The sequence below is a fragment of the Streptomyces sp. NPDC059994 genome (assembly GCF_042737755.1).
Classification (GTDB): domain Bacteria; phylum Actinomycetota; class Actinomycetes; order Streptomycetales; family Streptomycetaceae; genus Streptomyces.
In genome coordinates this window covers 67201-82290 of sequence record NZ_JBHWUR010000019.1, presented here as the reverse complement: position 1 = coordinate 82290, position 15090 = coordinate 67201, and the positions used below count along the sequence as shown (strand labels likewise).

Below are 15090 nucleotides of genomic sequence, written 5' to 3'. Positions count from 1 at the left end.
GTCACGGCAGCGGCTGTGGCGGGCGAGGGCCGGTGTAGTGGGCGCTGGGGCGCATACGGAGCGGGCGTTCCTCGTACTCCTCCAGGGCGTGCGCGATCCAGCCCGCCGTGCGGGCCACCGCGAACACCGCCTCGCCCGCCTCGGCGGGCATACCGCACGCCACGCTGAACACGGCGAGCGCGAGATCGACGTTGGCGTGCAGCTCGGTGTGCCGGGCCGTCGTGGCGATCACGTCATGGGCCGCGGCGAGCGCCTCCTCGGCCTGCGGCAGGTCCGCGAGCAGCTTGAACAGGGCCTGGGCGCGCGGGTCTTCGCCCGGGTAGAGGCGGTGGCCGAGGCCGGGTACCCGGCTGCCCGAGCGCAGATGGGCGGCGACCACGGGGGCCGCGCCGCCGCGCTCCAGGACGTCGGCGAGCATCCGGTGCGCGAGCCCGCTGGCGGCTCCGTGCAGAGGCCCGTCCAGCGCGCCGAGACCCGCCGAGACGACCGCGTACGGATGGGCGCGCGCCGAGGCCGCGACCCGGGCGGCGAGTGTGGACGCGGCCAGGTCATGGTCGATCAACAGGGCGAGGGCCGTGTCCAGTACGTTGATCGACGCCTCATCGGGGAGCCTTGGCGTGAGGCGGTGCCACAGCTGCCAGGCGAGCCGCTCCGCGCCGCGGTGCCGCTTGCCCGCCGTCGGCAGCGCCCCGACCAGGGTCGGGATCAGCATCCGGGCGCAGCCGAGCACCGCCGCCGGCTCCAGGTCGAAGCGGAGCGGATCGGCGGCCGAGACGGCGACCGCGGCGACCCGCAGCCGGTCCATGGTGCCGCTGTGCGCGGGCAGCGCGCCGACCGCGAGCCGCGCCGCGTCGAGGAACTGCTGGGGCGCGGTGAACCGGGCGCCGCGCGGCAGTGTGCCGGTCCACACCCACTCAGCGACCTCCTCGAAGCCGTACGCCCCGGCGAGCTCGACCGCGTCGACCCCTCGGAAGTAGTAGCGGTCCTTGTCGATGAGCGTCAGTCCGGTGCGGAAGTTCAGCTCGCCGCCGCGTGTGACGGGTTCGCGGCGGGCGCTGCGCCGGGCCAGCGCGTCGACCTCCTTGGCGTCGAAGGTCGAGCCCCGCCCGCCGGGCGCCCGCTCGCTGCTCAGCTGGCCGCGGCTGACATACGCGTACACCGTCTCCGGCTTCACGCCGAGCCGTTCGGCCGCCTCGCGGGTGGTGAGTCGCGACTGATCCGTCATGGGGTCACCGTATCCAAGATCGATCAATGTTGATTCAATCAATATTGACAGCCATCTCGTCAATCATAGACAGTCGAATCAACATTGAGGGAGGAAGAGACATGTCGACCACCACCACGGCAGTACCCCGCGGACTCGCGGGTGTCGTCGTCACGGACACCGCACTCGGGGACGTCCGCGGCCGCGAGGGCTACTACCACTACCGCCAGTACTCGGCCGTCGAGCTCGCGCAGACCCGCGGCTTCGAGGACGTGTGGCACCTGATGTTCCACGGCGAACTGCCCGACGCCGCCGCCCTCGCGGATTTCACCGCCCGCACCGCGGCCCTGCGCCGTCTGCCCCGCGAAGTGAGCGACGCGCTGCCCGGCATCGCCGCGGCGGGCGCCGCCTCCGGACCGCTCGCCGGACTGCGCACCGCCCTCTCCCTGCTCGGCGCCGCCCAGGGGTTCCGGCCGGTCTACGACCTCGACGCCGACCGGCGCCGCGAGGACGCGCTCGCCGCCTGCGCCGCCGTCCCCACCCTGCTGACCGCGCTCTACCGGCTGGGACAGGGGCTCGACCCCGTCGAGCCGCGCGAGGACCTGTCGTACGCCGCCAACTACCTCTACATGATGACCGGTTCGCTGCCCGAGCCCGACCGCGTCCGGGCGATCGAGCGGTACCTCATCTCCACCGTCGACCACGGCTTCAACGCCTCCACGTTCACCGCGCGCGTCGTCGCCTCCACCGGCGCGGACACGGCGGCGTCCCTGGTCGCGGCCGTCGGGGCGCTCTCCGGCCCGCTGCACGGCGGCGCCCCCAGCCGCGCCCTGGACACCCTCGACGCCATCGGCTCCCCGGAGCGCATCGATACATGGGTGCGCGAGCGTGTCCTGGCGGGCGACCGGATCATGGGCTTCGGCCACCCCGTCTACCGCACCGAGGACCCGCGCTCGCGCATGCTGCGCGGCATCGCCGAGGACATCGGCGGCCCGTTGGTCGCGTTCGCCGTCCAGGTGGAGAGGCAGGTGGAGGCGATCCTCGCCGAGCTGAAGCCCGGCCGGGAGCTGCACACCAACGTGGAGTTCTACGCGGGCGTGGTCATGGAGCTGTGCGGGGTGCCGCGCGAGATGTTCACCCCGACGTTCTGCGCGGCCCGGGTGGTCGGCTGGAGCGCCAACATCCTGGAGCAGGCGGCGGACTCGAAGATCATCCGCCCGGCGGCCCGCTATGTGGGCCCGCCCACGCCGCAGCCCGTGCCCGCGCTCTGAGGGGCCCTGCCCCACCCCGTTCGGGCGTGCGGCGCCCGGCACTCGGCGCTTCCCGGAGCCGTCGAACAACGGATGTACCGCTCCCGCGCCGCGCCCCTACGCTCAGCGCGTGAACCCGGTCGTCCTCGCCTGCGCCGTACTGCCCGTGACAGCCGTGCTGTACGCGGCACTCGGTCTGCGCCGCCGCAAGGAGCGCCGGTGGTACCGGGCGGCGGTCGCGCACTGCGCCGCGATCGAGCTCGACCCGTACCACGCCGTCCGCGACGAGTGGTGGCCCGAGGACGACATCCAGGCGGCAGCCGCCCGGCTGCTGCTCGACGGGCTCGTCACCGTCAGCCACCGCGGCAACCTGAGCCTCACCGTCGCCGGTGCCGACCCGGCACGCGACGGCGGGCACCCGCTTCCGGACGCCCTGCTCGCCGCCCTGCTCGCCGCCCTGCTCGCCGCGCTGCGCCGCCGCACCGCGCCCGCCACGCTCGGCAACGTGGTGCTCCGCGACGCCGTTTTCGACGAAGTCCGGACGGAGTTCCACACCGCCTGCCACGACCATCTGATGTCGCGGCGACCGGCTCCGCCGCGTGAGCTCGGCTGTCTCGGCTGCACCGGCCTGATGCTGCTCCTGGGGCAGTTCGCGTTCGCCACCGCCGGGCTGTCGACCAAGTACCCCACGGGCCGCTCCAGTGGGCCGGGGCCTTCGCCACGGGCCTCGCGCTGTTCGCGCAGTTCGCCTGGATCGGCGCTCTGCGCACTCCGGCCGAACTGCCCGACCCCTTCGCCGAACGGCCGGCCCGGCTGGGTCCGCACCCGGCGCTCGCGGAGCTGGCCGCGCGGAATCCGGAGGCCGAGGCCTGGCTGCGGGCCGGCCGGTTCCGCACGCGCCGGGGCCGGAACCGGGGGTGGCCCCGGCGCCGCGGCACTCCCGCCGACGCGGGGACCGGGGCCCGAGCGGGAGTGCCGGGTGACGCTGCGCAGGCGTGACCGCCCGGCGGACCGGCCTCAGCGCCAGATCGTCTGGACCGAGTCGAACTGGACCCAGGTGATCGGGTTGCCCGTGTTGGCGCCGTAGATGGTCACGGAACCGGCGGTGTTCACCTCGAAGCGGCAGGCGTTGATGCCCTGGCTGTTGTTGCGGGGCGCGGTGGCGCGGATGTACGAGGTCGGCCGGGCCATGGCGGCGGGCAGCGTGGCGATCTTGGTGTCGGCGGAGAAGCTGCCGGTGACGATGCCGCGGGCCTGCAGGAAGGTGGTGCCCGCGATGGTGACGAGGCGGACCTGCGGGGTCGAGCCGGTCTGCGCGGTGATGCCGGGCTCCAGGACCAGGTCGGCCCAGTCGCCGGCCTCCACGCCGGCGGCAGCCGCGGGGGAGGCGGTGGCGATGCTGGCGACGGCCACGGCGGCGGGTACGGCGAAGGCGGCACCGAGGATGCTGCGGCGGTTGTAGGACATGGTGGTTGGTCTCCTTGACGAGGCCTTGTGCGAGATGACGGAGAAGTCTGTGGGCGCGGTCAGCGCCAGACGGCGCTGAAGCTGTCGAGCTGGGCCCAGGTGATGGCGTTGGTGTCACGTCCGCCGAACAGACGCAGCGCGCGGTCGGTGCCGGCCTCGACCCGGGCGACGCAGTAGCCGCCGTTGTTGTTGCGCGGCACGTTGGCGCGGGCCTCGACGCTGGGAGTCAGCGTGTCGGGCAGCGTGCCGATGACCGCGTCGCCGTCGAAGGTGCCCTTGACCCCACCGCTGAGCTGCAGCGTCGTGGTGCCGGCGACGCTGATGAGCCGGCCCTGGGGCGGGTTCAGGTCGGCGGTGACGCCCGAGGCGAGCGCGATCGGCTGCCAGTCGGTGATCACCTTGACGCCGTCGACCTCGGGGGTGTCGGGGAGCGTCACGATGGTGCAGGTGCGCGGCCCGGGGTCCTCGCAGGCGAAGCCGAAGTGGAGGTTGGTGACGCCGTTCCGTACGTCCACGTGCAGGCCCTCGGGCTCGCGCCACTCCAGCCCCGGCGCGGCGGTGATGAACTGCCGGGTCAGGACCGTTCCGGTCGCCCACTCCATGGCGGTGATGTAGGTGTTGCCCGGCGACGGATTCCTGGTGCTCGTGCTGGACTCGCCGCTGAGCAGGTACAGCACGCCCTTGTGGGAGGCGTATCCCTGGAACACGCCCAGGTCCGTGGGCAGCTCGATGCGCTGGAGCGGCTCGAAGACGCCCGCCGAGGCCTTGGCCAGGTCGTACCGCTCGACGTGCGTCCCGCCGTCGTAGAACCGCACCACGAGCTCGTTGGCGCTGCGGTCGATGGTGGGGGTGGCGAAGAGCGCGCCCGGCGTGGGGCGGTACGGCGTGGCGTGCAGCGAGGAACCGTAGTCCAGGACCGTCCCCGACCGGAAGTCGAAGTTGGTGATGGAGGTGCCGAAGCCCTCGTTCTTGCTGTTGGGCTGCGACGCCGTCTCGGTCCACAGGCGGATCACGCCGCCCCGGTTCTCGACGCCGAGGTTGACACCGTGGCCGAAGCCGCGCAGATACATGTATCCGGTGATCGCGCCCGACCGGTTGAGGCGGGTCACGCACATGTCGCCGTGCTTGTTACGGGTGTCGTAGTCGACCGGCGCGGACTCCCCGCTGAGGGTCAGGCCGCCCTGCATCAGCTGGAGTACGAAGAGGTCGCCGGACACCGGCTCGGTGCTGAACGACTGCATCACGGTGCTGTTCTTGAGCGGGCGCCGGTGCAGCAGCTTGCCCACCGGTCCCGCGAGGTCTATCTGTCCATCAATGGTGACGCTCAACGACGCCGCTCCTTCATACACGTTCCGGTGCTGCCGTGATCGGATCGGCGACAGTTTCGCACGGGCGTTCCCGCGAGGGGAGCCGCGGTGCGCCGATGAAGGCCCGAGCCCCGAACGGCGCACCAGCAAGCCCGACACGTCAGGAAAGGCCGCGGCCTCCGCCCGTCTCAGCCGCTCGATGCCGGCCGCTCGTTGTCAGCCGGTCAGGGTAGCCCTGGAGCGCATCGCGAGGAAGTTGCTCCGGTAGGCGTCGTGGGTCGCGGCGCCCTCGACGCGCAGCAGCGCCTCGTCGTTCTCCCGAAGGGAGGATACGTCCAGGTTGTGGGATCCGGTGAAGGTCCACTTGGTGTCCGGGTGCCCCGCGTAGTTGCCCTCGACCAGCAGGTACTTGGAGTGCACGAACAGGTCGTCCGCCTCGCTGTCGGGCGTGCCGTTGTCGAGGTGGAGCTTGTACGGCTTGATCCGCGCGTGGTTGCCGAGGGCCGCGAGCTGGCTCGTCTCGTTGTAGACGACCTCGATCCAGCAGTCCTGGTCGGCCAGCTGCCTCAGCTTGTTGGCGACCTCGGCGCGGGTGAAGGCGTAGGCGGCGACGCGGACGACCGTCTTGTGGGAGGCGGATCCGACCGTCGTGTTGCCCGTGCACGACACGTTGTTCAGCACGTCGACCATGAGGTCGCCGGTCTGCTGCGGGAAGAAGTAGTACTTCTCGCCGCCGGACGTGGTGCCCTGCCGGTAGTAGTCGGCGTTGCGTTTCTCGGCGGCGAGGTCGTTGAAGTACGCCGTGTACGCGGTGTAGAGGTCGGTGTTGCCCACGGAGGTGTAGGCGTTGTTCCAGAACCGGGAGGTGTTCGCCGCGGTCTGGTTGGCGGACGTCTGGATCACCACGTCCTCGGCGACGCCGGCGTCTCCCACCCGGGAGAAGAGGAAGAACTTGTTGTGGTTGATGTGGTTCTTGCTCGGGTCGAGTGTGGTGTCCGCGATGCACGCCCGGTCCTTCGGGCATACGTGCACCCAGGACGGCTGGGTCATGTCCTTGCCGAGGGCGGCCACCAGTTGGGTGGCGGCCGTGGAGGTGGAGAACGCGTAGTCCAGGACGACCCGGACCTGCACGCCCCGGTCGTGGGCACGCGTCAGCGCGTCGCTGTAGCCGGTGTCGGTCAGGGCGTACATGGCGGCGCGCAGCGTACGCCCGCTCTGGGTGTTGTCGATCGCCCCGACGATGTGGTCCTTGATCGCGTTCTGCTCGGCCACGGTGCCCTGCGGGTCGTTGAAGACCGCGCCCGTCGTGGGCATCGGCGCCGGGTCCGCCACGGCGGCCGGGGACGGGACGAGCAACGCGGCCAGGAGGGACCCGGCGAGCAACGCCGCGGCACATATACGTCTGATGTCTCTCACTCCTCGACAAAAGGTCGTTGACAACCGCGCTGACAAAAGTCGTTGACGGAGGTCGTCGGCAAAGATCGTTCCTGCTGTGAGCAGGTGCACGATAGCCCGCCGGGCCAGGCCCCCCGACGGCGCCTGCCGAAATCGGTTGCCTCGCACATCGTGTGTCTTGCGTCACATGAGGCACTGGCGTCGCGTTGCTTGCGGTTTGCGCAATCCTGCGCGTACGCACTGCGCCGATCGCTCGAACGGCTGGTCAGGACCCCGGTGTCGGATGGGACGGATCCACGCCACCGCTGCTTTCGGGAGGCGAGCGCAGCGCTGCAAACACACGTTCGCCTCCGGAACGCAAGTGCCCCGTGACCTTTCACGGTCCGCGGTTGCACATTCCGGTGCCGACGCGCGTCATCTGTTCGAAGGCGCGCACCAGCGCCTTCCGGGGCCGTCGGGGGGCGGGACGGGCGGGCCCAGTGGTGCACCAGGAAGGAGCCGAAAGTCTCGTGACGATCGATCGGGTAGGCGATGTGGTCCTGGCAGTTCTCGCGATGCGGGTGTTCGGCCGCGACGCGGCCCTGTTATTGCGGCGCGCGGCCGCCGCGGGCGTACGGACGGGTGTGAGCGAGTTGCTGCGTACGGACGGAGAGGGAGACCGGTGAGCCAGGACTTCACGTACCGCGCGCCGGGCAGACCCGCGATGACGAACCAGCAACTTCCGGTGGACTTCAGCGCGTTCCACCATATGCACCGGCCCGTCTATCTGCGCTGGGCGCAGACCATCCTCCACCACCGCGCGGACGCCGAGGAAGCCGTCGACGCCGCCTTCGAACAGCTCCTGATGATCTGGACCGTCGTCCTGTCGAAGGAGAACCCCGCCGCGTACGCCTGGAGCGTGCTGCGCAGTCGCACCCTCGACCTGGCCCGCGCCCGCAAACGGCGCCCGGCCCTGCTGGAGGCGGCCGCCTTCGAGACCGTCGCGCTGGCTCACACCGCCGACCCCATCGGCCAGTTGGAGGAGAGCCTCGCCCTCTTCCACGCGGTACGCCAGCTCCCGCCGCGCCAGATGGACGTCATGCTCCTGCTCCACCTCCACGGTCTGACCCCCGCACAGGTCGGCGACCACCTCGGCATCACCGCGGCAGCCGTCCGCTCCACCGCCCGCCACGCCAAGCGCCGCCTGCGCCACACCCTCGGCCTCGCGGCCCAGCAGACCGAGGAGGGACACGCTGATGACATCGCCCATTGACGGAGTGCTCGCCCGTGCCCGCCTGTCCCACCAGCCCTGCACCGAGGCCGACGTCGACGCCGCCGAGCAGCGGCTCGCCGCCCGCGTCGCCGCTCCGCCGCCCACTCTTCCGGCCCGGGCGGGCCGCACCCGGCTGTCCGCCTGGCGGGCGCTCCTTTCCGAGCCGGGACCGCCGCTGGACGAGGTGTGCGCGGCCCAGGACCTCACCGTCGTCTGCGAGATGTTCGTCATCCACCCCGACGCCCTCGACGACCTCAAGCTCTTCTTCGCCCGCGCGCTGCCCGAGCCGGCCGGCGCCCGCATCCTGGGCTGCATGCTGCATCTGACCGGCCGTCCCGAATCCGCCCGCTTCTGGTGGCAGTACGCGGCCGGCGCGGGCGACGCGGCCGCCACGTTCTGCCTCGGCCTGCACCACCGCGCTCTGGGCGAACACCCCGAGGCCGAGTGGTGGCACACCCAGGCCGACACCCTCAGCGCCCACGGCGCGACCGTCGCGAACGTCGACCTGACCACCACGCTGCGCATCCTGCGCGCCCTGCGCACCGGCCCGCTGCCGGTGCCCGACCTGGTCCACGCCGTCCTCGACTACATACCCGCCGCGCTCTCGTACGTCGACGACGACCTCGACCTGCCGCTGCCCGACCCCGACTTCGCCGACCACATCACCGCCCTGACCACTCACGCGGCCACCACCCGCTCCCCCCGCACGCCGCCCGGCCGCGCCCCGGACCCCCTGCCGGAACGCCCGACCCACGCTCGCCCGGCGTCCTTCACGACGGGACGGCGGGTGAACACGGGCGAGGCATGGCCGCCCGGCCCTTCGGACAGTCCCTAGCCGACGCCGTCGAGGAAGGCGAGCACGCGCTTCGTGAGCAGCGCGGCCGCCTCCTCGGTGTACGAGGGCAGGCTGTTGTCGGCGAACAGGTGCTGCTTGCCGGGGTAGACGAACAGCTCCGCGTCCGGAGCCGACTCCACCAGGGCCCGGGCCGCCTCGATGTCACCCTCCTCCACGAAGAACTCGTCCCCGTCCATGCCGTGGATCTGGACCGGAACCCCCTGCGGCCAGGCGTCACCGAACTCCGTGACCGGGACGCAGGAGTGGAACAGCAGCGCACCCTTCGCCCCGGGGCGGGTCTGGGCGAGGGACTGCGCGGGCAGCACGCCGAGGGAGAAGCCCGCGTAGACCAGTGCGGCCGGCAGCGCTTCGGCGGCCGCCCGCCCCCGCTCGATGAGCGAGCCGAACCCCGTCTCCTGCGCGTGGGCCACACCGTCCTCCAGGTCGTCGAAGACCCGCCCCTCGTACAGATCCGGGACATGAACGGTATGGCCCGCCGCCCTCAGCGCCTCCGCGAAGGCATGGACGCCGGAGGTCAGGCCCTGGGCGTGGTGGAACAGCAATACCTCGGCCATGTCTGTCCTTTCGTGCACGGAACCGGGGCGGCTCCACGGCTTCGAGTATTGCCGGAGGCACTGACATCCGCCTTGGCCGGCTCAGCCGACGGTCACCTCAGCCGACGGGCTGGGGCCGCAGGGACGGCTGGGGCAGCCGGGGCACGAGAGGCGCCGGAGCGGTCAGGCGGTCGGCTCCCGCCGGGACCGGGACCGCGGCGAAGATCGCGTCCTGCTGAGCCTGGAGCTCCACGGCCCGCTCGGGGGTCGTGCCGGGGAGGCGCTGCTCCTCGTACAGCTTGTGCGTGGCCTCCTGGGCGTACTTGCTCGCCGGCGTGTGGAACTGCACCTCGAAGAGGTGCTCCGAACGAGGAGCCCGCCAAGCGGAGTTGATGGCCTTGTAGCCCTTGGCGCGGCCCCAGGTGTTGGACCACTTGGTGTTGTCGTTGCGCCAGGTGGACAGCACGGAGGCGGCGATCGTGACGCCCTCGGTGTAGTGGCCCTCGGGCCACTGGAGGGTGTAGCGCACCGAATCGCTGATACCGGCCAGCGCGTCGTTCACGTGCCTCCCCGGGTGCTCCAGCAAGGAGGTGGCGACCTTGCGCTTGAGCGAGTCGGCCGACTTGAGGCGGTGGTCGAACCCGATCAGCTCGGCGCCGCTGAGCAGCGCGGCCGCCCTCACCTGGGGGCTGATGGAACGCTCGGCCTTCTTGGCCCGGTCGATGAAGGCGTCGACCTTGGCGTTGTCGGCGGCATTGAGCGACAGCCCGTCGCCTCTCCAACTGCCGTCGTCCAGCGGCTCCTTGAATACGGGGGCGAATACGGGGACGTTGACCGTACGGGCGGTTCCCGCACGCTGGACCGGGGGAGCCGAGGTCGCGCTCTGGATCGCGCCCACGCTCAGCGCCGCGGCCAGTGCGGCGGCGGTCGCGGCCCGCGAGACGGTACGACTGATGTTCATCGGTGCCTGGTGTTCCTCTCTCGGCGGCAATCGTCCGTTGCCGGGGGGAGCCCCGGGCAACGGACGGTCTCTGACGAGAGACCCAACAGGAGGAAGCGGCGGCGAGTTGTCGTCTGGGCCCCAACTGGGCGAATGCTGTCCTGATCACACCGCACGACGGCGTGTCCCCACAGGCGCGCCCTGTTGCCGGACTCAGCAGCCGAGAGCGGCGAGGTGCTGGTAGAGCGCCTCGTGCCCATCCGCTGCCGGGTGCAGGCCGTCGACGAGCAGGTCGGTCTTCTCGTACAGGGGCTCCCACATGTCGAGGTAGTCGATGTGGTTCTCCTGGCACCAGACCCGTATCGCCTCGCGCAGGGCCAGCGCCCGGGCCTTGGTGAAGCGCAGGCCTCCGTAGTCCCGGGTGCGTTCTTCGTCGAGCCACGTCGGTCCCACGACGACGAGTCGCGCGTGGTGATCGAGGGCAGCGGCAGCGAGTGAGCCGAGACTGTCCGCGATGTGCGCGAGCCCGTCGAGCTCCGGGGCGGAAAGAGGCACGGCGGAGTCGTTGATCCCGGCGGCGACGATGAGGGTGTCGGGCAGACGAGGCGCCAGCAGCGCCGGTGTCTGCTCGCTGACCTCGGCCAGGGTGCTGCCCGGGATGGCCAGCTGGAAGACCCGGTGTTCGGCCTCGTTCCCGGCGATGTGGGTGGCCGCCAGGCGGGCCGCCCATCCTCCCTGCGGATCGCAGCGCCCGTACGCGATGCTGTCGCCCACGATCACGATGCGCGCCGCCGGGCGCAGCGGTTTCGCGTCCAGATAGGCCCAGGCGCGCTCTCCGGAGGAGAGGAGGACCCGCCGGCGGACGTAGTCGTCGACTTCGTAGGCGTCGGCCGCGGCGAGGTCCTGGTCGGTGAGGCGCAGTACGACGCCTTCGACGACGGCGCCGTACTCGCGCTCCAGCGTCAGATGTACGTCCAGACCGCTGGCGGCGATCACGGACGGGTCGGTGATCGCCAGGGGCCTGGTCGTGCAGCCGGTGAGCGACGCCGGAGAAGTGGGCACGGCCTGGCCGAAGAGGGTGGTCTGGACCCGCTCGTCCATCAGCGTGCCGAAGGAGAACAGGGCGTGAGGGCGTGAGGCGGTCACTTTGGGGTGCGGGGCCTTTCTTGAAGGGTTGATCAAGATCACCCTAACGGGCGCCGTTGCCCTCGGGTCCGGAGCTCCCGGGCCGCCTGCGCCCGGCTCACCTGGCGAGGTGGGTCTCGATGCGGGCGATCGTGCACGTGTTGTCTTCGAAGAGGTGCCCGTACATCCCGGCTTCCTGGGCAGCCTCGATGTTGGGTACGAAGTCGTCGATGAAGAGGCAGTCCTGCGGTCGCGCCTCCAGGCGGGTGCACGCCAGCTCGAAGGCGCGCGGGTCGGGCTTGCCGACGCCGATCTCGTGGGAGTAGACGATCTGCTCCACCAACTCGTCGAAGCGGTACAGCCGAGTCTCCCGCTCACGCGCGCCGACGAAGCTGTTGCTCAGGATGGCCGGGCGGCAGCGTCGGCGCGGCGTGCGCACGTACGCGATCAGTTCCTCGTTCGGCGTGCCCAGGTATTCGGCCCAGAGGTCGGCCATGAAGGCCTCCGTCGACGGCGCATCCAGGCGCAGGCGGTGTGCGATCTGCTCGTGCACCTCGCGCTCGTCGATGGTCCCCGTGCTTCCCGCCTGCCAGACGTCTCCCAGGCGCTCCTCCACCGTGCCCGCAGGCAGCCCCAGCCGCTCTTCCCAGCGTGGCACCCACCCCGTATCCGGAGTGGTCTCCAGGACGCCACCGATGTCGAGGATGACGCAGCGCGAGTCCATCAGGGTTCCCCCTCATCCGTCCCATGGCCGAGGCGTAGGCACGTCCTCAGTCCTCTCACATGACCTGTACACCCACTCTCCGTCCTCGCCCCTGGGCCGCGTCGAGCAACCCGACGGCCTGTGACAGTCCTGTCGACAGCGGAGGCCCTTCGTGCGCCGGCACCCCACCCTGCTTTCACCCCCACGTCGGTATTCCTTCACGTGCCGGTCTCCCGAGCGGCGGCATAGGGGGCACACACTGAGCCACATCCCGCGCGCGACGGTGGCGACGACCGTCCACCGTGCCGTCGACCGGGGCTTGTCACTTTCCCCGCCCCTTCGCTCAAGGACGCAAGGCCCGTGCCCGAACTCGTCACCCTCCGCGGCCGTACTCTCCGGCTGGAGCCGCTCGCCGAACCTCATGTCGAGGCGCTGGCCCGAGCCGCCGCCGAGGACCGCAGCAGCTATGCCTTCACGCCCGTGCCCTGTGGGGTGGAGGCGATGGAGCGGTATGTCGCCGACGCGGTGGCGGCTCGGGCGGCAGGACGGGCCTTGCCCTTCGCCACAGTGCGGATCGCGGACGGCCGGGTCGTGGGCTCGACGCGCTTCTGCGAGCTGGACTACTGGCAGGGGCCGGTGCCCTGGCCGCCGGCACCGCGCGGCCCGCTGGGTCCCGTACCCACCGCGATCCCGGACGCGGCGGAGATCGGCGGCACCTGGCTCTCCGCGTGCGCCCAGGGCACGGGCATCAACACCGAGGCCAAGCTGTTGATGCTGCGGCACGCCTTCGAGACCTGGGGCGTCCGACGTGTGTCCCTGCGCGCAGACGCCCGCAACCTGCGCTCCCGCGCCGCGATCGAACGCCTCGGCGCGGCCCTCGACGGCGTCCACCGGGCCCACTCCCGCGGTCTGGACGGCATGGTCCGCGGTACGGCCTTCTACTCGATCCTCGACGAGGAGTGGCCACAGGTGCGGGAACAGCTCGAACAGAGGGTTGGTGCGCGCCCGAAGGCGACAGGTATGCGCTCGCTCGTCCCGGCGTGAGGGGAAGCGTGGGGAAAAAGTGTTTGACGCCCACCGCCGTCCGGCGGTCGGATGGTGGCCCATGAGCACAGGGCAGATGCACCCCGGCCTGCACCTCATCGACGACGCACTCGTACGGCGGTTGATCGCTGGGCAGTTCCCTCAGTGGGCGGGGTTGCCGGTGGTGCGGTTTCCGTCCGGCGGGACGGTCAACGCCATGTACCGGCTGGGCGACAGCATGGTCGTACGGCTGCCGCTGGTGGAGGGCGGGGTCGAGGACGTGTCGACGGAGCAGGAGTGGCTGCCCCGCCTCGCGTCACTGCTGCCCACGCCCGTCCCCGAGGTGCTCGGAAGAGGGGGGCCGGCCGAGGGGTATCCGTGGGCCTGGTCGGTGTACCGGTGGCTGGCGGGGGAGAACCCCGAGGCGGGAGCGCTGAGCGAACCCGTGCCGATGGCCAGGGATCTGGCCGGGTTCGTGGCGGCGATGCGGAGCATCACCCTGCCGGGGGCGCCGTCTGCCTACCGCGGCGGCCCGGTCGCCTCGCTCGACGAGTCGACCCGGGCGGCGATCGAGCAACTGCGCGCGATCCCGCAGGAGGGCGTGGACTGCGATGGCGCGGTCGCCGTGTGGGAGGACGCGCTACGGGCCCCGGCCTGGGACGGGCCGCCGGTGTGGCTGCACGCCGATCTGATGCCGGGCAATCTGCTCGTGGACGGCGGCAGACTGACCTCGGTGATCGACTTCGGGTGCATGGGGGTGGGCGATCCCGCCTGTGACCTCTTCCCCGCCTGGAACCTGCTGCCCGCCGATGCGCGGGAGGTGTTCCGCGGTGCGCTCGGCGTGGACGACGCGACCTGGATCCGCGGCCGGGGACGGACGCTCTCGCAGGCGCTGATCGCGCTGCCCTACTACCGGAAGACCAACCCGGCGATGGCGAACAACGCCCGGCACGTGATCCGGGCGGTGCTGGGAGGGGGCTGAGCGCCTCACCCGGCCGGGCGGCCCCAAGACTCCCCGGAGCTTCGACTCTCCGGCGCAGAAGGTGTGTGGGCGGATGCTCCGCTCCGGTGTGCCAGGCGGTCCGCCGCGCGTCGGCCCCGGCTTTCGAGCGGCAGCGCTCCGGTCGCCGCGGCCGGTCCGAAGGGCGGTATGTCCGCGTAGATCGACTCGTACGACTCCTCGGGCACGATGTACGCCTCGTGCCACAACTGGGCAGCCTCTCTCCCGACCACCGTGCGCTGGTGGTCGCGGTGGCCACGCTGGGGCGGCTCGGCCATCCCTGGGACGCCGGCCTCATGGAACCGTACGCCGAACTGATCCAGCAAGTGGCCGTCCACGACATGGACTTCGTGGAGCCCCAGTCCTCGGCTGCCGAGAAGGTCGAGACCGCCGTGGCGGCCACGGGCCCTTCGAGCCGGTGCTGTGGGCGCTCCACCGGCTGGCCCAGGAGGAGGAGTCGGCCCGGCGGTACGGGTCGCAGAGCCGCCGCGTGCGTCACGCGGGCCGATGGGTGGAGTTCCCCGCGATGTCAGGTGGTCCGATTCGAGGGGGAGTTCATGACTGATGTGCGGATTCGTGTCTCCGCTTACGCGCTCGCGCTTAAGGAGGGGCGGTTGCTGCTGGCCCGGCTGTCGGAGTCGTCACCGGTCTTCGCTCCGGGGCTTTGGCACCTGCCGGGCGGCGGGATCGCCCCGGGCGAGCAGCCGGTGGAGGCCCTCGCGCGTGAACTCCGCGAGGAGACCGGACGCGAGCTTGCCGGTGCGCGGCCGGTCGATGCGCGGACGTATGCGGTCAGCCGGGGTGGCGTGGACTGGCACTTGACCGGGCTGTTCTACGCCGTCGAGCTCAGGACGGACGGCGCGTCGGAGGTCATCGAGATCGACGGCTCCACCGACGCGGTGAGCTGGATCGCGCTGTCGGAGCTGCGGGACCCGATGCTCTCCCCGGCTGCCGTCGACGGGCTGCGTATGCTCGGCGACCGAGGCGTGTGAGCGCCTCGGGCACGGTGTCCCTTGGACGGGATGGGGCAACCGG

16 protein-coding genes and 1 pseudogene are annotated in these 15090 nt (G+C 71.4%); 8 read left to right on the top strand and 9 right to left on the bottom strand.

Annotation, left to right across the window (positions count from 1 at the left end; genetic code table 11):
• Position 1 precedes the first annotated feature (1 nt).
• Positions 2-1225: a citrate/2-methylcitrate synthase gene (locus tag ACFWA7_RS13325; RefSeq protein WP_385822860.1), complete on the bottom strand. Its 1224-nt coding sequence runs from the start codon at positions 1223-1225 to the stop codon at positions 2-4.
• A gap of 101 nt (positions 1226-1326) precedes the next feature.
• Here ACFWA7_RS13325 and ACFWA7_RS13320 point away from each other — a divergent pair, with 101 nt between their 5' ends.
• Entirely contained in the window at positions 1327-2475 is a 1149-nt protein-coding gene (locus ACFWA7_RS13320; protein WP_385822858.1) for a citrate synthase, read from the top strand.
• Between the two features lie 109 nt (positions 2476-2584).
• Positions 2585-3541, top strand: coding sequence for a hypothetical protein (locus ACFWA7_RS13315; RefSeq protein ID WP_385822856.1), 957 nt, complete (start codon positions 2585-2587; stop codon positions 3539-3541).
• Here the strand turns inward: ACFWA7_RS13315 and ACFWA7_RS13310 are convergent.
• From ACFWA7_RS13310 to ACFWA7_RS13300, 3 genes are all read right to left on the bottom strand, one after another.
• Entirely contained in the window at positions 3472-3921 is a 450-nt protein-coding gene (locus ACFWA7_RS13310) for a hypothetical protein (RefSeq protein WP_385540776.1), read from the bottom strand. The two genes, ACFWA7_RS13315 and ACFWA7_RS13310, sit on opposite strands and share 70 nt — an antisense overlap.
• A gap of 59 nt (positions 3922-3980) precedes the next feature.
• Positions 3981-5249, bottom strand: coding sequence for a hypothetical protein (locus ACFWA7_RS13305; RefSeq protein WP_385822854.1), 1269 nt, complete (start codon positions 5247-5249; stop codon positions 3981-3983).
• Between the two features lie 195 nt (positions 5250-5444).
• Positions 5445-6611, bottom strand: a complete 1167-nt coding sequence (locus ACFWA7_RS13300) for a phosphatidylserine/phosphatidylglycerophosphate/cardiolipin synthase family protein (protein ID WP_385822852.1) — start codon at positions 6609-6611, stop codon at positions 5445-5447.
• A gap of 521 nt (positions 6612-7132) precedes the next feature.
• Between ACFWA7_RS13300 and ACFWA7_RS13295 the strand changes: the two genes are divergently transcribed.
• Genes ACFWA7_RS13295 through ACFWA7_RS13285 form a run of 3 tightly spaced genes read left to right on the top strand, consistent with a single transcriptional unit; the run spans position 7133 to position 8710 of the window.
• Positions 7133-7288 (top strand): hypothetical protein, encoded by a 156-nt coding sequence (locus ACFWA7_RS13295; RefSeq protein ID WP_371649695.1) that lies wholly within the window; start codon positions 7133-7135, stop codon positions 7286-7288.
• A complete protein-coding gene (locus tag ACFWA7_RS13290; protein WP_385822849.1) occupies positions 7285-7875 on the top strand; it encodes an RNA polymerase sigma factor in 591 nt (196 codons plus the stop codon). The genes ACFWA7_RS13295 and ACFWA7_RS13290 overlap by 4 nt, the downstream gene beginning before the upstream one ends.
• Complete coding sequence (locus ACFWA7_RS13285; protein WP_385540786.1) at positions 7859-8710, top strand: hypothetical protein; 852 nt, start codon at positions 7859-7861, stop codon at positions 8708-8710. The genes ACFWA7_RS13290 and ACFWA7_RS13285 overlap by 17 nt, the downstream gene beginning before the upstream one ends.
• Here ACFWA7_RS13285 and ACFWA7_RS13280 read toward each other — a convergent pair.
• The 4 genes from ACFWA7_RS13280 to ACFWA7_RS13265 form a co-directional block, all read right to left on the bottom strand.
• Entirely contained in the window at positions 8707-9285 is a 579-nt protein-coding gene (locus tag ACFWA7_RS13280; RefSeq protein WP_385822847.1) for a dienelactone hydrolase family protein, read from the bottom strand. The genes ACFWA7_RS13285 and ACFWA7_RS13280 overlap by 4 nt on opposite strands.
• Before the next feature lie 97 nt (positions 9286-9382).
• Positions 9383-10225, bottom strand: coding sequence for an ATP nucleotide 3'-pyrophosphokinase (locus ACFWA7_RS13275; protein WP_385822845.1), 843 nt, complete (start codon positions 10223-10225; stop codon positions 9383-9385).
• 192 nt (positions 10226-10417) lie between these two features.
• Positions 10418-11350 (bottom strand): GDSL-type esterase/lipase family protein, encoded by a 933-nt coding sequence (locus ACFWA7_RS13270; RefSeq protein WP_385822843.1) that lies wholly within the window; start codon positions 11348-11350, stop codon positions 10418-10420.
• A 97-nt stretch (positions 11351-11447) separates the two neighbouring features.
• Positions 11448-12053, bottom strand: coding sequence for an HAD family hydrolase (locus ACFWA7_RS13265; protein WP_385822841.1), 606 nt, complete (start codon positions 12051-12053; stop codon positions 11448-11450).
• A 339-nt stretch (positions 12054-12392) separates the two neighbouring features.
• On the opposite strand from ACFWA7_RS13265, the gene ACFWA7_RS13260 reads away from it, so the two are divergent.
• Positions 12393-13076: a GNAT family N-acetyltransferase gene (locus ACFWA7_RS13260; protein ID WP_385540796.1), complete on the top strand. Its 684-nt coding sequence runs from the start codon at positions 12393-12395 to the stop codon at positions 13074-13076.
• Positions 13077-13137: 61 nt separating this feature from the next.
• Entirely contained in the window at positions 13138-14037 is a 900-nt protein-coding gene (locus ACFWA7_RS13255; RefSeq protein ID WP_385540798.1) for an aminoglycoside phosphotransferase family protein, read from the top strand.
• Between the two features lie 5 nt (positions 14038-14042).
• On the opposite strand, the pseudogene ACFWA7_RS13250 reads toward ACFWA7_RS13255, so the two are convergent.
• Positions 14043-14270: pseudogene (locus tag ACFWA7_RS13250) on the bottom strand (monooxygenase family protein); the annotation flags it as partial.
• 342 nt (positions 14271-14612) lie between these two features.
• Here ACFWA7_RS13250 and ACFWA7_RS13245 point away from each other — a divergent pair.
• The gene (locus tag ACFWA7_RS13245; RefSeq protein WP_385822839.1) at positions 14613-15047 is read left to right on the top strand and encodes an NUDIX domain-containing protein; all 435 of its coding nucleotides are present in this window, start codon (positions 14613-14615) and stop codon (positions 15045-15047) included.
• Positions 15048-15090: the final 43 nt, after the last annotated feature.

Coding starts and splice junctions, on each gene's coding strand:
- ACFWA7_RS13320 (WP_385822858.1), top strand. CDS start 1,327: ATGTCGACCACCACCACGGCAGTACCCCGCGGACTCGCGGGTGTCGTC.
- ACFWA7_RS13275 (WP_385822845.1), bottom strand. CDS start 10,225: ATGAACATCAGTCGTACCGTCTCGCGGGCCGCGACCGCCGCCGCACTG.
- ACFWA7_RS13265 (WP_385822841.1), bottom strand. CDS start 12,053: ATGGACTCGCGCTGCGTCATCCTCGACATCGGTGGCGTCCTGGAGACC.
- ACFWA7_RS13245 (WP_385822839.1), top strand. CDS start 14,613: ATGACTGATGTGCGGATTCGTGTCTCCGCTTACGCGCTCGCGCTTAAG.
- ACFWA7_RS13255 (WP_385540798.1), top strand. CDS start 13,138: ATGAGCACAGGGCAGATGCACCCCGGCCTGCACCTCATCGACGACGCA.
- ACFWA7_RS13310 (WP_385540776.1), bottom strand. CDS start 3,921: ATGTCCTACAACCGCCGCAGCATCCTCGGTGCCGCCTTCGCCGTACCC.
- ACFWA7_RS13285 (WP_385540786.1), top strand. CDS start 7,859: ATGACATCGCCCATTGACGGAGTGCTCGCCCGTGCCCGCCTGTCCCAC.
- ACFWA7_RS13280 (WP_385822847.1), bottom strand. CDS start 9,285: ATGGCCGAGGTATTGCTGTTCCACCACGCCCAGGGCCTGACCTCCGGC.
- ACFWA7_RS13325 (WP_385822860.1), bottom strand. CDS start 1,225: ATGACGGATCAGTCGCGACTCACCACCCGCGAGGCGGCCGAACGGCTC.